This window comes from Pseudomonas sp. BIGb0381, from assembly GCF_024809815.1.
Classification (GTDB): Bacteria; Pseudomonadota; Gammaproteobacteria; order Pseudomonadales; family Pseudomonadaceae; genus Aquipseudomonas.
In genome coordinates, this window is record NZ_JANUEN010000024.1 from 1 (window position 1) to 14,639 (window position 14,639).

Consider the following 14,639-nt stretch of genomic DNA (forward strand, 5'->3'; position numbering starts at 1 on the left):
ACTGATTTGTAACCCATGTGGGTGAGTCATACCGGCGAGGACCTTTTGGTTACTTTTGGGTCCCTCCAAAAGTGACCCGCTGTAAGAGCGGAACCATAGGCAGCCGTTGCCGCAGCAACGGATATGTACTCAATCAAAAAGCCGCCCAGCTATCGCAATCCCCACATCCTGAGTCGATCCCCTGCCCCCCAAATCCGGCGTGACCACCCCTTCTGCAATCACCGCCTCAATCGCCCGCAATATCCCGTCATGCGCCGCCCGATACCGCCCATCCCCATTGCCTAAAAAGTCCAACATCAACGCCCCCGACCAGATCATCGCAATCGGATTGGCAATGTTCTGCCCGTAGATATCCGGCGCCGACCCATGCACCGGCTCGAACAACGACGGAAACCGCCGCTCCGGATCCAGGTTCGCCGACGGTGCTATACCAATGGTCCCCGCACACGCCGGCCCCAGGTCCGACAGAATGTCGCCAAACAGATTCGACGCCACCACCACATCAAACCGATCAGGCTGCAACACAAACCGCGCGCACAAAATATCGATGTGCTGCTTGTCCCACGTTACCTCGGGATAGTTCGCCGCCATCAATGCCGTGCGCTCATCCCAGTAAGGCATGCTGATGGAAATCCCATTGGACTTGGTCGCCGCCGTCAGCTTCTTACGCGGACGAGTCTGGGCCAGGTCGAAGGCAAACTTGAGAATGCGATCAACCCCACGTCGAGTGAACACCGACTCCTGCAGTACAAACTCATGCTCAGTACCTTCGAACATCTTGCCGCCCACCGAGGAGTATTCGCCCTCGGTGTTTTCGCGAATCACCACAAAGTCGATGTCCCCCGGCTTGCGCCCAGCCAGTGGGCACGGCACGCCGGGAAACAGCCGCACCGGGCGGATGTTCACGTACTGGTCGAAGTCGCGGCGAAACTTGAGCAGCGAGCCCCACAGGGAGATATGGTCCGGGACTTTGTCCGGCCATCCCACGGCGCCGAAGTAGATCGCGTCAAAGCCCTTGAGCTGCTCGAACCAGTCCTCGGGCATCATATGCCCGTGTTCCAGGTAGTAATCACAGTGAGCCCAGTCGAGCACTTCGATGCTCAGGTTCAGGTCCCAGATCCTGGCGGCCTGTTCCAGTACCCGCAGCCCTTCGGGCAGCACTTCCTTGCCGATACCATCGCCGGCTATCGCGGCGATTCTGAATGCCTTGCTCATGGTGCGTGCCTCGCAAAAATTCAGTTCAAACCGCCGATATGGAAGGCTTTGACTTCAAGGTATTCGTCCAGGCCGTACTTGCTGCCCTCGCGTCCCAGGCCCGATTGCTTGATGCCGCCGAACGGCGCGACCTCCATCGAGATGATCCCGGTGTTGAGCCCGACCATGCCGAACTCCAGGGCCTCACCAAAGCGCCACGAGCGCTGCAGGTCCTGGGTGAAATAGTAGGCGCCCAGGCCGTACGGGGTGGCGTTGGCCAAGGCGAGGGCCTGGGCTTCGTCGGTAAAGCGCATCAGCGGTGCCACCGGGCCGAAGGTTTCTTCATTGGCCAGCAACATCCCGGCGTGGGTGTCGCCGAGTACCGTGGGCTGCACGAACTGGCTGTCGCCGCTGGGGACGGCGCCGCACAGCAACTGGGCGCCCTGGCTCAGGGCGTCGTCGATATGCCGCGCGACTTTGTTCACCGCTGCGGGGTTGATCAGCGGGCCGATGGTCACGCCGTCTTCCAGACCGTTGCCGACCTTGAGCTTGCCCACCTCTTCCACCAGCCGCGCCGCGAAACGCGCGTAGATACCGTCCTGCACCAGGATGCGGTTGGCGCACACGCAGGTTTGCCCGGCGTTGCGAAATTTGCTGAGCATCACCCCGGCCACCGCCTGTTCAAGGTCGGCGTCATCGAACACGATAAACGGCGCATTGCCGCCCAGTTCCAAACTCAAGCGTTTGATGTGCTCGGCGCTCTGGCGCATCAACAGGCGGCCGACGGCGGTGGAGCCGGTAAAGGAAATCTTGCGCACCGCCGGGTTGCCGGTCAGCTCTTCGCCAATGCCGGCGGGCAAGCCGGTGATCACATTGAACACCCCGGCCGGAATGCCGACGCGCTCGGCCAGCACCGCCAGGGCCAGGGCCGACAGCGGCGTGAGGTCCGAGGGTTTGACGATGATCGGGCAACCGGCGGCCAGCGCCGGTGCGCATTTGCGCGTGATCATCGCGTTGGGGAAATTCCACGGGGTGATGGCGGCACATACGCCCACCGGTTGCTTGAGGGTCAGCAAACGGCGATCGCCACTGGGTGCGGGCATGGTTTCGCCGTAGACCCGGCGCGCTTCCTCGGCGAACCATTTGACGAAACCGGCACCGTAGCGCACTTCGCCACGGGCTTCGTTCAGCGGCTTGCCCTGTTCGCAGGTCATGATCAGCGCCAGGTCATCGAGGTTGTCGATCATCGCCTGATACCAGCGCTCCAGCAGCGCCGCGCGTTCGGCGGCCGGGCGGGCGCGCCAGGCGGGCCAGGCACGCTCGGCGGCTTCGATGGCGCGGCGGGTGTCCACCGCGTCCATGGCCGGCACCTGGGCAATCAAGTGGCCGGTGGCGGGGTCGCGGATGTCCAGGGTGGCGCCGCTGTCGGCAGCGATCCACTGGCCATCTACGTAGGCGAGTTCAGCCAGCAGGCTGGGGTCTTGCAAGCGATTCTTGAGCATGGTCGAGTCCTGATCCGAGACACGCTCCAGTCTAGGGAGGTGCCGCAAACGAGGATGCCGAAAGCGCGGTTAAAGCAGCGTGCCGTGCTGAAATTCACCTCAGGACGGCAGGCTCTGCTAGGCCGTCAGCGAACCGAGCAAGCCTTGCAAAAAGCGCTCGCCGGCGTCCATCTGGCTGATCTCGATAAACTCGTCGGGCTTGTGCGCCTGCTCGATGGAACCCGGCCCGCACACCACTACTGGCACGTCCAGGCGCTGCTTGAACAGGCCGCCTTCGGTGCCGAACGAGACCTTGGACGTGCCGGTGCCCGGCGCGGCGAATTGCTTGAGAAAGCGCACCGCCTCGACGCTGGGATGGGTGTCGAGGCCGGGATAGACGTTGATCGTTTCGATCTCGATGGCCGCCACGCTGGACAGCTTCTGTGCCTCCCGCACGATCACCTCGGCGCGCTCGCGCATCTGCTCCAGAAACGCGTCCAGATCGTCGGCCGGCAGGTTGCGCACTTCAAAATCCAGGGTGCACAGGTTGGGCACGATATTCAGCGCCTTGCCGCCGATAATCTGGCCGACATGCACGGTGCTGTAGGGCACGTCATAGTCGTTGTCCTGGGCACCATGGCGCTGCAACTGTTGCTGGCTGTCACGCAGGGCGGCGATAAAGTCACAGGCCACGTGGATGGCGTTGACCGAGCGCGGCGCCAGGGATGAATGCGCCTCCAGGCCTCGGCAGTACGTGCGGTAGGACCCCTTGCCCTTATGGCCGAGTACAAACTGCATGTTGGTCGGCTCACCGATCACACACAGAAACGGCCGCACCGGCGCCAGGTGCAGCACGTCGAGCAAACGCCGCACGCCGACGCAGCCGATCTCTTCGTCATGGGACAGGGCCAGTTGCAGCGGGCGGTTCAAGCTGTGGTCGGCGGCGTCCAGCATGGCGTCGATGGCCAGGGCGATAAAGCCCTTCATGTCGCAGCTGCCACGCCCATAAATGCGCCCGTCCTGCACGGTGGCGGCGAAGGCGGGAAAGGTCCAGGCCTGCCCCGCCGCCGGCACCACGTCGGTGTGTCCGGACAGCAGCACGCCCGGCTGTTCCTTGGGCCCGGTGCTGGCGAACAGGTTGGCTTTCTTGCCGCTTGGGTCCTTGACGATCAGTGACTCGATGCCCTTGGTCAGCAGCAGGTCGCGCACATATTCAATCAAGGCCATGTTCGACTCCGATGACACGGTGTCGAAGGCCATCAGTTGTTTCAGAATCTCCAATACGCGGGGTTTCATGAGGCCTGGCTCCGTTGCTCGGCAGGTAGGGCGAACCGGGTGATGGAGAATGGCTCGATCGGGGTACTGGTGCTGCCAGTGGCAAGCAGTTCGGCCATCACATCGCCGACGCCCGGGCCAAGCTGGAAACCGTGGCCGCAAAACCCGAAGGCATAGAACAGCCCGTCGACGGTACCGCTGGGGCCCATCACCGGCAACGAGTCCGGCAGGTAGCCTTCGATGCCGCTCCACACGCGGATGATGTTCAGGTTGCCGACGCCCGGCAGCAGGCGGCGCATCTGGCTGACCTGGTTGAGGATGCTGCGCGGTTCCACGTAGGCGCGGCGGTTGAGCATATCCGGCTTGCTGCGGTAGCCGCCGCCGATGACGATATTGCCACGGGGAATCTGGCGGAAGTAGATCACCTCTTCGGGCACCTTGGTGTACACGCCGATCACGGTGGGCAAGGCATAAGGCACCGGCTCGGTCACGGCCATTTGCGGGCCGTGGGTGTCCAGCGGTACCGGTTCGCCGAACTGCGCCGAGAGCTTCTGGCCCCAGGCGCCGGCGGTGATCAACAGTTGCGCGGCGTGGAACTGGCGGCCGTCGGTGGTAGTGACCTGGAAGTCGGCGCCGACTTTCTGCACCTCGGCCACTTCGGTGCGTTCTTCGATCTGCGCGCCCAGGCGCCGAGCGGCACGGGCAAACGCCGGCGCGGCCAGGCGCGGGTTGGCATGGCCATCGTGGGGCGCGTAGGAGCCGCCCTTGACGTCCGGGCCAAGGAAGCCGAAGCGTTGATGCAGTTCGGCGCCACGATAAATCTTCAGGTCCAGTTGTTCCGCTTCCGGTGCGGCCGCGTAGGCCTCAAGCTCGGCGATTTCATCTTCGCGGTAACACACACGCATATGCCCGCTGGGGATGAATTCCAGGTCGTCGTCGATCAGTTCCGGCAGGCGCTTCCACAGCGCCCACGAGCGGTTGGCCAGGGCCAACTGGCCGAGGAAGCGCCCTTGCCGGCGCACATTGCCGAAGTTCACACCACTGGCGTACTGACCGATCTGGTCGCGCTCCAGCAGGATCACCGACTGCCCACGACTACGCAGAAAAAACGCGGTCGCCGAGCCCATCACACCCCCGCCGACAATCACCACATCGGCTTTTTGCACGCTCATGACGAGACCTCCTCGGTGATCAACATCGATAACGGTTTGACCGGCGCCTGGCCGCGTTGGCGCCCGACCTCCTGCACCGGCACGCCGGCAGCGGCGGCGATCACTTCGGCCCCGGCCTGGGAGCAGTAACGCCCCTGGCAACGGCCCATGCCCACGCGGCTGAACGCCTTGGCGCGGTTGACTTCGCAGGCGCCCTTCTCTTTCACCGTGCGGCGCAGCTCGCCAGCGCTGATCATCTCGCAGCGGCACACGATGGCGCTGTCCGGCAACGCCTTGGCCTGTTCGCTCGGCCAGGGGAACGCCTGGGCCAGGCCCAGGCGGAATTGATCCATCACCGCCAGGGCCTGCTGTTGTTCATCCCGCAGGCCGGCGTCGACCGGGTGTTGCAAGTCTTCCAGCAGCGCCAGCGCCACCAGGCGCCCGGCGTGCTCGGCGGCATCGGCGCCGCGAATTTTCGCTCCGTCACCGGCCGCGTACACGCCCTTCACCGAGGTGCGTCCGGCGTCATCCGTGGCCAGCCACCATTGGCTCGATGCGGCATCGAACGCCATGCGACAACCGGCCAGGTCACCCAGCTGGGTTTCCGGGCGCAGGTGGTAACCCAGCGCAACGGCATCGGCCTGCACCGTGACAGTCTGCCCGTTGCCGGTGGTGAAACGCACACCGCTCACGCCATTGGCCGCGTCGCCCATCACTTGCAGCGGCTTAACCCCCAGGTGCACCGCCACCTTGGCGCGGTACAGTTGCGCCAATAGCTTGATCCCCGTGAACAGCACGCCAGGCCGCGCCAGCAGTTTGGGCAAGGCTTTCAGACGCAGGCTCAAGGCTGAGGTGTCGAGCACCGCCGCCACTTCGGCGCCGGCCTTCACGTATTGGCTGGCGACCAGGTACAGCAACGGCCCGCTGCCCATGAACACCACGCGATGGCCGATGGACACGGCCTGGTTTTTCAAGGCGATCTGCGCCCCGCCCAGGCTGTAGGTGCCCGCCAGTTGCCAGCCCTCGATGGGCATCAGGCGGTCGGTGGCGCCGGTGCAGAGGATCAGTGCGTCGTAATCCACCGTGGTGTGGCGGCCCTGGCTCACGCAGCACAGCTGCCCTGGCGTGAGGTTCCACACCAGGGTGTCGGGGCGGTAGTCGATGGCGTCGCGCAGGCGGTCGAAACTCTGGTGCAGGGCCTGGGCCTTGCCGGCTTCGCTGCCGTAGAGGGTCGCGTAGTTGCGGGTGAAGCCTTCTGGCTGACGCCGGTAGATCTGGCCCCCGTCGCGGCGGTTCTCATCGATCAGGATCGGTTTGATCCCGGCCGCCAGCAGGGTTTCGGCGCAGCGCACCCCGGCCGGTCCGGCGCCCACAATAACTACCCGTGCAGTGGCCATGTCGCCTCCGGTTGTGTGGTAACGATGTCCAGCCCGTCACGGACTTCATTGGAGCAGGCGCGCAGGCGTTCGCCGCTGCGGGTCCACACCCAGCAATCCTGGCACGCGCCCATCAGGCAGAAACCGGCACGGCGGCCGCTGTCGAATTCCGATTGGCGCAGTGCATTGCCCTGGGTCAGCAGCGCGACCATCAAGGTGTCGCCCTGCAGGGCTTCGACGGCGGCGCCATCCACGGTCAGGCTGACCGTCGGCCGGCCCTGTTCGGCCAACCTCACAAAACGCCCGTTCATGCATAGGCTCCCAAGGTCATGGTGGTCACGCCCTGCTGGGTATTCAGCAAGTGGGCGCTGTCGTGGTGGCAAAGGATTTCACCACCGTTGTCCAGGCTGCGGCGGCTCGGCGCGGTGCGGTTGCACAGGCCGTCGACGCGCACCGGGCAGCGATTGAGGAAGGTGCACAGTTCCGGCACGTTGGCCCGCTCGCCAATCGCTGGCAGCGCCTCGGACGTGGTGCCGCAGCTTTCCAGCCAGCCCTGGCGCAACTCGGGCACCGAGTGAATCAACAGGTCGGTGTAGGGGTGGAACGGCGGCTCGGCAAACGACTCGCGGCTGCCGGCCTGGACCTTGCGGCCGCTGTACATCACCACAATGTCATCGCACAGCGCACGCACGGTGGAGATGTCGTGGCTGATAAACAGGTACGACACCCCCAGTTGCTGGCGCAGGTCGCGCAGCAGTTCGAGGATCGCCGCGCCCACCACGGTGTCGAGGGCCGAGGTCACTTCGTCGCAGAGGATCAGGTCGGGTTTGGCCGCCAGCGCGCGGGCCAGGTTGACCCGCTGCTTTTGCCCGCCAGACAACTCATTCGGGCGCCGTTCGGCGAGGTCGCGGGGCAGGCGCACCAGGTCGAGCAGTTCGCCGATGCGGGTTTGCAGCGCCGCGCCTTTGAGGCCGAAATACATTTTCAACGGCCGACCGATGATGGCCGCCACGCTGTGCATGGGGTTGAGCGCGGTGTCGGCGTTCTGGAACACCATCTGGATCCGGCGGAATTGCTCCGGGGTGCGCTCGGCGAGGCTGCCGCCCAAGGGTTGCCCGTCGAAGGCCAGGCCACCGAGGGCCGGGGTCAACAACCCCGCCACCACCCGGGCCAGGGTGGACTTACCCGAGCCCGACTCGCCGATCACGCCGATGGCCTGGCCACGGCGCACGGTGAGGTCGATGTCTTCAAGCACCCGAATCGACGGCATGCCGTGCAGGTTCTTGTTGCCGTAGCCAGCGGTGAGGCCGGTGATGGTCAGCAGCGGTACCTCCCCGGCGACGCCGCAGGGCGGGCGAATGGTGGTGTCGGGCCGTGCGGCGGCCAGCAGGCTGCGGGTGTAGGCGTGGGTCGGAGCGTTGAGCAGCGGTGCGGTGGCGCTTTGCTCGAGGATCTGGCCACCGTTGAGCACCACGATCTGGTCGGCCATTTGCGCCACCACCGCCAGGTCGTGGGACACGTAAACCGCCGTGGCCCCGCGCTCGCGCACCACGCGTTTGAAGGCGCGCAGCACGTCGATCTGGGTGGTCACATCCAGTGCGGTGGTCGGCTCGTCGAGCACCACCAGCAGCGGGTCGCTGATCAGCGCCATCGCCGCCATCACCCGTTGCAGTTGCCCGCCGGAGACCTGGTGCGGGTAGCGCTGGCCGATGCGCTCCGGGCCCGGCAACGCCAGGTCGCGGAACAGTCCGATGGCCTTGGCGTGCAGCTCGGCCCGAGTGCCCAGGCCATGGATCAACGCGCCCTCTATCACCTGGTCAATGAGTCTTTTGGCCGGGTTGAACGCTGCAGCGGCGCTTTGCGCGATATAGGACACGCGGTTGCCGCGCAGGCCTTGCAGTTGGTGTTCGCTCAGGGCAAGCATGTCCTGCTCGCCGACCTGCACCACCCCGCCGGACAAACGACAGCCACGCCGTGCATACCCCAGCAAGGCCAGGGCGATGGTGGTCTTGCCTGAGCCGGACTCACCGATCAACGCCAGCACTTCACCTTTTTTCAGGGCAAAGCTCACGCCCTTGACGATTTCCACCTCGCCGCGCTCGCCACAGGCGACCACGCGCAGGTCTTCGACGCGAATCAATTCAGTCATTTCAATGGCCTCCCGTGCGTCGACTACGTCGCGACGACAGATAGTCGATCAGCAGATTCACGCCGATGGTCAGCGTGCCGATGGCCAGCGCCGGAATGATGATGGCCAGCGCGCCCTGGTTAAGGCCGCCGATGTTTTCCCGCACCAGCGAGCCGAGGTCGGCATCCGGCGGTTGCACGCCCAGGCCAAGAAAACTCATGCCGCTGAGCAACAGCACGATGTAGCCGAAACGCAGGCCCAGGTCGGTCAGGACCGGGTTGAGCATGTTCGGCAGGATCTCCATGCACGCCACGTACAACCGGCGCTCGCCACGGGTACGCGCGACCTGCACGTACTCCAGGGCTTCGATATTGACCGCCATGCTGCGGGCGACGCGGAAGGAGCCGGGGATATAGCTGATCACGGCCGTACAGATCAGCAACGTCACCGATGAGCCAAAGGCCGAGACCATGATCAGCGCAAGCATTTTGCTCGGGATCGAAATAAAGGCGTCCATGATGCGGCTGATGATCTCGTCCAGCCACTTGGGCGAGACCACCGACAACAGCGCACACCCGGTGCCGAAGATGCTGGCCAGTAACGCCGCCACCAGCGCCAGCCCGACGGTGAACCGCGCGCCCACCAGCACCCGGCTGAGCATGTCGCGGCCCAGGTAATCGGTGCCGAATGGATGCGCGAGGCTGAAGCCTTCGAAGATGTTATCGGACACCACCTCCCCCACCGGGTGAGGCGCCAGCCACGGGCCGAGCAGCGCCACCAGCAGCCAGGCGACGCACACTACGCCGCCCAGCAGCCCCAGCCACGACGGGCCGCTGGACACCTTAGCGAGTGCCAGGGCGGAGGAAACAGGCTTGGATTTCGCAATGAGGTTGTTCATTGGTTTCTCAGCCTCGGACTGGACAGGATCGCGCACAGGTCGGCGAGCAGCACCAGGCCCAGGTAGGCCGCGCAAAACAACATGGTGCACGCCTGCACCAGCGCCATGTCGCGGTTGGTCACGGCATCGACCATCAAGCTGGCAATGCCGGGGTAGTTGAAGATGGTTTCGACGATCACCACCCCGCCCAACAGGTACGACAGGCTCAGGGCGATGGCGTTGGCAATCGGCCCGATCGCATTGGGCAAGGCATGGCGCAGCACGATGCGAATCGGGCTGACGCCCTTGAGGCGAGCCATTTCCACGTAGGGGCTGTCGAGCTGGTCGATCACGGCGGCGCGGGTCATGCGCGCCATTTGCGCCACGATCACGCAGCACAGCGTCATCACCGGCAAGGCATAGGTGCGCAGAAATTGCAGCGGTGAGCTGATGTCGCTGGCATACGAGAGGGCCGACAACCAACCGAGGTTGACCGCGAAAATCAGCACCGCCAGGGTCGCCACCAGAAATTCCGGCACCGCGACCATCGCCAGGGTGACGAAGCTCAGGCAGCTGTCGATGCGCCCGCCCCGGCCCATCGCCGAGCCGATACCGAGTACCAGCGCCACCGGCACCGAGACCAGCGCCGTGGCGCCGGCCAGCATCAGGGTGTTGGGCACCCGGCCCGCCATCAGCTCACCGACCGGCATGGCGTTGGAGACCGACACGCCCATGTCGCCAGTGAGCAGGCTCATCAACCAGTGCAGGTAACGCAACACACCGGGCTGGTCCAACCCCAGTTTCAGGCGCAGGGCCGCCACCTGTTCAGGGGTCGCGAACTGGCCCAGGGATTGTTGCGCCGCGTCCCCCGGCAGTACCGCCGTGATCGCGAACACGACCATGGACACGATCAACAAGGTCAAGGCCCCGGCACCGAAGCGCCGGCCGATCAACCACAGTGTATTGCTATTCATCCCACGACCCTCCTCAAGCGTCCAACCACACCTGCTCGGCAAACATGTAGCCCATGAAACCGCCCAGTGGGTTGCTGTCGTAGCCTTTGATGCGTTGGTCAACGCCGTCGATATTGCTGATGAACACCGGCACGCCGATGCCGCAGTGGTCGTGCACCAGGGTCTGCATGTCGCCATACATCTTGGCGCGCTTGGCGTCGTCGGTTTCGCCACGGGCCAGCATCAGCAACTGGTCGAACTGCTCGTTCTGCCAGCCGGACTCGTTCCACGGCGCCTTGGACTGGAAGAACTGCGAGAACATTACGTCGGCATTCGGCCGTGGGTTGATGTTGCCGAAGCTCAGCGGGTGCTTCATCCAGTGGTTGGACCAGTAGCCGTCGCTCGGCAGGCGGTTCACGTCGAGCTTGAGCCCGGCCTGTTTGGCCGATTGCTGCAACAGCACGGCGATGTCCACCGAACCGGTGGCGGCCGGCGAGGCCATCACGGGCATGGTGATGCTTTCCATGCCGGCTTTCTTCAGCAGGAACTTGGCTTTTTCCGGGTCGTAGACCGTCTGCGGCAAGTCGGTGTTGAAGTAGCGCGAACCCGGCGCAATCGGGTGATCGTTGCCCACCACCGCAAAGCCACGGAACACCGCGGACTTGACCTGTTCACGGTCGAGCAGCAGTTTCATGGCCTGGGTGAATTCCGGGCTTTTGCCGGGCAGTTGGTCTTGGCGAATGATCAAGTCAGTGTAGTTGCCCGACGGCGCGTCGACGACGCGGTGCTTGGCGCTGGCCTTGATGCGCGTGGTGGAGCGTGGGTTGACCTCGTTGATCATGTGCACATCGCCCGACAGCAGCGCATTGACCCGCGACGGCTCGTCGGCAATCGCGATGAACTCGATCTCGTCGAGATACGGCAGGCCCGGTTTCCAGTAGTTTTTGTTGCGCACCGCAATCGAACGCACGCCTGGCTTGAACTCGCCCACGGTGAACGGCCCGGTGCCGATGCCTTTACTGAAGTCGCTGGTGCCCTCGGGGACGATCAACAGGTGCGACACCGCGAGGATCGACGGCAACTCGGCGTTGGCCGCGCTGAGGCGGATCTGCACTTCGTTCGGCCCGCTGGCCTTGATCTCGGCGAACTGCTCCATCAACGGCATGACCTTGGAACCGGTCAGCGGGTCTTTGTGGCGGTTCAGGGAGAACACCACGTCGGCGGCGGTCAGGGCCTTGCCGTTGTGGAAGGTCACGTCCTTGCGCAGGGTAATGGTCCAGACGGTGGCGTCGGTGTTGTCGATGCGCTCGGCCAGTTCCAGTTGCGGCACCAGGTGCTTATCGAAGCGGGTCAGGCCGTTGTAGAACATGTAGTGGCGCACATAGTCGGTGGACAGCGCGCCCTTTGCCGGGTCGAGGGTATCGGCGGTGGAGCTGGACATGCCGGCCACGCGGATCTTGCCGCCTGGCTTGCCTTTGCCGGCCACGGCGGCCTCGTCGGCAAACAGCTTGCCGGCGGCGCCGAACAGGCTGCCGGCACCGGCGGCGGCAACACCGGCCACGCCCAGCATTTGCAGGGCGTTGCGGCGCGACATGCCACGGTTGAGACTTTCGAACACCCGCAGGCTGTCCTGGCCGGAGATGAGTTCGGGGGTGTTTTTGTTGTCAGTCATAGCAAGGCTACCTGTCGATAATCGGAAGAATCGAGTGCTCACGGATGTCCGGAGCGTCCTGGAAACACAAACGACGGTGACGCAACAACGGCAACTCAGTGCAAATAGTCCTGGAAGCGGTAGTAAGCCCCCACGAACGGCAGGAACCACGGCTTGCCGAAATGCCCGGGGATCGCCGGCCATTCCAGTTCGCGCCAAGGGTTGGCCGCGGTATTGCCGGCCATGACCTCGGCCATCACCTGGCCCATGTGCACCGACATCTGCACGCCATGGCCGCTGTAGCCCATGGAGTGGAACACGCCGCCATGCTGGCCGGCGCGGGGCAGGCGGTCGGACGTCATGTCCACCAGGCCGCCCCAGCAGTAGTCGATCTTCACGTGCGCCAACTGCGGGAACATGTTCAGCATCGCCGCTTGCAGTACCTTGCCGCTCTTGGCGTCGGAGACGCTGTCGGACATGGCAAACCGAGCACGCCCGCCAAACAGCAGGCGGTTGTCCGGGGTCAGGCGAAAGTAGTTGCCGATCATGCGGCTGGTCACGTAGGCGCGATGTTGCGGCAGCAACTGGTCGATCAGCGTCTGGGGCAAGACTTCGGTAGCGATGACAAAACTGCCCACCGGCACAATCCTGCGGCGGTACCAACCCAGGTCGCCATGCTGGCAGGCACCGGTGGCCAGCAGGACTTGCCCGGCGTGCAATGAACCCTTGGCGGTGTTGACCTGGTAGCCGCCGGCCTGGGCCTTCCAATCCTTGACCTGGGTGTGCTCGTAAATCATCGCGCCGCGCCGCGCCGCCGCTTCGGCCAAGCCGACGCCGAAGCGGCCGACATGCATCTGCACGCCGTTGCGTTGCAGCAGGCCGCCATGAAACTGCGTCGAATTGACTTCCGCGCGGGTCTGCTCGGCGCTGAGCAACTCGACATCGGCATCCACCTCCTGGCGGATCAGCTCGCAGGTGCGGGCCAGGCCTTCGTAGTGCATCGGCTTGGCCGCCAGCTTGAGCTTGCCGTTGCGCACCAGATCGCAGGTGATCCTTTCCTGCTCGACCAGTGACACCACCGTCTGCACGGCACTTTCATAGGCCTGGTAATAGGCACGCGCCTTGGCGGCACCGAGGCTGGCGTGCAACCCGGCGTAATCCTGCGCCACACCGGTGTTGCACTGCCCACCGTTGCGCCCCGAGGCCTCACCGATCACCCGCCCGGCGTCAAGCACCACCACACTGGCGCCCTTGAGCGCCAACGCCCGCGCTGCCGCCAGGCCGGTGAACCCACCGCCGACCACAGCCACATCGACCTGCTTGGGCAAGCCGCCCAGCTGGGCACCGGTAAACGCCGGTGCGGTGTCGAGCCAATAGGATTCACTGCCCATGTCTTACCCTCAGAGGTGTGCGCTTACAGACCGACCAGCGCCGGCAGCCCACCGATATCGGTGATCTGCTGGTAACCGTAGAACGCGTTGCCCGGCACTTCGTGGCCACGGGCGACGAAGGCCTTGTTTTTGATCTTCATGTCATGCGCCGGCATCAGGTCGTAACGGAAGCTGGAAGACACATGCAAGATGTCTTCCGGGCCACAGCCGAGGTTGTCGAGCATGAATTCAAACGCGGCCAGGCGCGGTTTGTAGGCCTGGGCCTGCTCGGCGGTGAACACCTTATGGAACGGCGCGCCGAGCTTGTCGACGTTGGACATGATCTGACTGTCGCTGGCATTGGAGAAGATCACCAGGGGAATCTTGTCGGCAATTTTCGACAGCCCGGCCGGCACGTCGGCATGAGGGCCCCAGGTCGGCACGGCGTCGTAATACAGCTGGCCTTCCTCGCGATAGTCGATACCCCAGCGTTTGCAGGTACGGGCCAGGGCGGTCTTGAGGATTTCATCGTAGGGGCGCCAGTCGCCCATGACCTGGTCGAGGCGATAAGCCGAGAAGTCTTTGACGAACTGGTCCATTTGTTCAGGCTTGATGCGATCGGCGAACAGCTCGCGGGTCATGGTGCCCATATGGAAGTTGGTCAGCGTACCGTAGCAGTCGAACGTGATGAATTTGGGACGAAGAAAGCTCATTGAGTGCGGTCCTGGAGTTCGTTGAGTGTGACAAGCGTTCGCTGCCCTGGCGGCGCGTCGGCCTCGTTGCAGCACAGGTTCATTACACCACTGTGAAATCAGCATATGCCGTCTAAAACGACCTGCGCTCAATACAAACCACCGTTTTGGTGGCCGGGCTCAGCAGACTTTGCGGTGCGCGCCAGGCTTGGGCAGGGCCAGTGTTTGTGCGCTTTTAGGGGGCTTTTTGGGGTGGAGAGGCTTAAGCACGGGGGTGGGGGCGGCAGAAAGTGTGGCGGGTTGAAGTGTGGGAGGGAGCTTGGTTCCGTGGCGGCCTTCGGGCCGACCATGTCGTTGGCTTTGAGCGCGTACATATCCGTTGCTGCGGTCACGGCCGCTATGGGTTCCGCCCTTACGGCGGGTCACTTTGGAAAAGCCCCAAAGTAACCAAAGGGCTCTTGCCCCACCACTCGGTACCTCGCCTAGGCTCG

At 64.2% G+C, this 14,639-nt stretch carries 12 protein-coding genes; all 12 read right to left on the reverse strand.

Annotated features, from left to right (window positions below; genetic code table 11):
* Positions 1-129 precede the first annotated feature (129 nt).
* On the reverse strand, positions 130-1,215 hold the full coding sequence (locus M2397_RS30165) for a tartrate dehydrogenase (protein WP_259245031.1): 1,086 nt from the start codon (positions 1,213-1,215) through the stop codon (positions 130-132).
* Positions 1,216-1,235: 20 nt separating this feature from the next.
* Positions 1,236-2,696 carry an NAD-dependent succinate-semialdehyde dehydrogenase gene (locus M2397_RS30170; RefSeq protein WP_131698230.1) on the reverse strand — a complete coding sequence of 487 codons (1,461 nt, stop codon included), beginning with the start codon at positions 2,694-2,696 and terminating at the stop codon, positions 1,236-1,238.
* A gap of 117 nt (positions 2,697-2,813) precedes the next feature.
* Complete coding sequence (gene argE / locus M2397_RS30175) at positions 2,814-3,971, reverse strand: acetylornithine deacetylase (protein WP_167657069.1); 1,158 nt, start codon at positions 3,969-3,971, stop codon at positions 2,814-2,816.
* On the reverse strand, positions 3,968-5,122 hold the full coding sequence (locus tag M2397_RS30180) for an FAD-binding oxidoreductase (protein ID WP_259245033.1): 1,155 nt from the start codon (positions 5,120-5,122) through the stop codon (positions 3,968-3,970). Before M2397_RS30180 ends, argE begins: the two co-directional genes overlap by 4 nt.
* On the reverse strand, positions 5,119-6,498 hold the full coding sequence (locus tag M2397_RS30185) for an NAD(P)/FAD-dependent oxidoreductase (RefSeq protein ID WP_259245034.1): 1,380 nt from the start codon (positions 6,496-6,498) through the stop codon (positions 5,119-5,121). Before M2397_RS30185 ends, M2397_RS30180 begins: the two co-directional genes overlap by 4 nt.
* A complete protein-coding gene (locus tag M2397_RS30190) occupies positions 6,480-6,788 on the reverse strand; it encodes a (2Fe-2S)-binding protein (protein ID WP_090406226.1) in 309 nt (102 codons plus the stop codon). Before M2397_RS30190 ends, M2397_RS30185 begins: the two co-directional genes overlap by 19 nt.
* On the reverse strand, positions 6,785-8,626 hold the full coding sequence (locus M2397_RS30195; protein ID WP_259245035.1) for an ABC transporter ATP-binding protein: 1,842 nt from the start codon (positions 8,624-8,626) through the stop codon (positions 6,785-6,787). The genes M2397_RS30190 and M2397_RS30195 overlap by 4 nt, the downstream gene beginning before the upstream one ends.
* A gap of 1 nt (position 8,627) precedes the next feature.
* Positions 8,628-9,503: an ABC transporter permease gene (locus M2397_RS30200; RefSeq protein WP_131698235.1), complete on the reverse strand. Its 876-nt coding sequence runs from the start codon at positions 9,501-9,503 to the stop codon at positions 8,628-8,630.
* Positions 9,500-10,456 (reverse strand): ABC transporter permease, encoded by a 957-nt coding sequence (locus M2397_RS30205; RefSeq protein ID WP_259245036.1) that lies wholly within the window; start codon positions 10,454-10,456, stop codon positions 9,500-9,502. The genes M2397_RS30200 and M2397_RS30205 overlap by 4 nt, the downstream gene beginning before the upstream one ends.
* Before the next feature lie 13 nt (positions 10,457-10,469).
* Entirely contained in the window at positions 10,470-12,107 is a 1,638-nt protein-coding gene (locus M2397_RS30210; protein WP_131698236.1) for an ABC transporter substrate-binding protein, read from the reverse strand.
* Between the two features lie 95 nt (positions 12,108-12,202).
* Positions 12,203-13,477 carry an FAD-binding oxidoreductase gene (locus tag M2397_RS30215; protein WP_259245037.1) on the reverse strand — a complete coding sequence of 425 codons (1,275 nt, stop codon included), beginning with the start codon at positions 13,475-13,477 and terminating at the stop codon, positions 12,203-12,205.
* A gap of 23 nt (positions 13,478-13,500) precedes the next feature.
* Positions 13,501-14,169 carry a haloacid dehalogenase type II gene (locus tag M2397_RS30220; protein ID WP_065924408.1) on the reverse strand — a complete coding sequence of 223 codons (669 nt, stop codon included), beginning with the start codon at positions 14,167-14,169 and terminating at the stop codon, positions 13,501-13,503.
* Positions 14,170-14,639: the final 470 nt, after the last annotated feature.

What these genes read in the sequence shown, in the direction of transcription:
- M2397_RS30170 (WP_131698230.1), bottom strand. Translation starts at nt 2,696, where the DNA reads ATGCTCAAGAATCGCTTGCAAGACCCCAGCCTGCTGGCTGAACTCGCC.
- M2397_RS30205 (WP_259245036.1), bottom strand. Translation starts at nt 10,456, where the DNA reads ATGAATAGCAATACACTGTGGTTGATCGGCCGGCGCTTCGGTGCCGGG.
- M2397_RS30210 (WP_131698236.1), bottom strand. Translation starts at nt 12,107, where the DNA reads ATGACTGACAACAAAAACACCCCCGAACTCATCTCCGGCCAGGACAGC.
- M2397_RS30185 (WP_259245034.1), bottom strand. Translation starts at nt 6,498, where the DNA reads ATGGCCACTGCACGGGTAGTTATTGTGGGCGCCGGACCGGCCGGGGTG.
- M2397_RS30220 (WP_065924408.1), bottom strand. Translation starts at nt 14,169, where the DNA reads ATGAGCTTTCTTCGTCCCAAATTCATCACGTTCGACTGCTACGGTACG.
- M2397_RS30180 (WP_259245033.1), bottom strand. Translation starts at nt 5,122, where the DNA reads ATGAGCGTGCAAAAAGCCGATGTGGTGATTGTCGGCGGGGGTGTGATG.
- M2397_RS30190 (WP_090406226.1), bottom strand. Translation starts at nt 6,788, where the DNA reads ATGAACGGGCGTTTTGTGAGGTTGGCCGAACAGGGCCGGCCGACGGTC.
- argE (WP_167657069.1), bottom strand. Translation starts at nt 3,971, where the DNA reads ATGAAACCCCGCGTATTGGAGATTCTGAAACAACTGATGGCCTTCGAC.
- M2397_RS30200 (WP_131698235.1), bottom strand. Translation starts at nt 9,503, where the DNA reads ATGAACAACCTCATTGCGAAATCCAAGCCTGTTTCCTCCGCCCTGGCA.
- M2397_RS30215 (WP_259245037.1), bottom strand. Translation starts at nt 13,477, where the DNA reads ATGGGCAGTGAATCCTATTGGCTCGACACCGCACCGGCGTTTACCGGT.
- M2397_RS30195 (WP_259245035.1), bottom strand. Translation starts at nt 8,626, where the DNA reads ATGACTGAATTGATTCGCGTCGAAGACCTGCGCGTGGTCGCCTGTGGC.
- M2397_RS30165 (WP_259245031.1), bottom strand. Translation starts at nt 1,215, where the DNA reads ATGAGCAAGGCATTCAGAATCGCCGCGATAGCCGGCGATGGTATCGGC.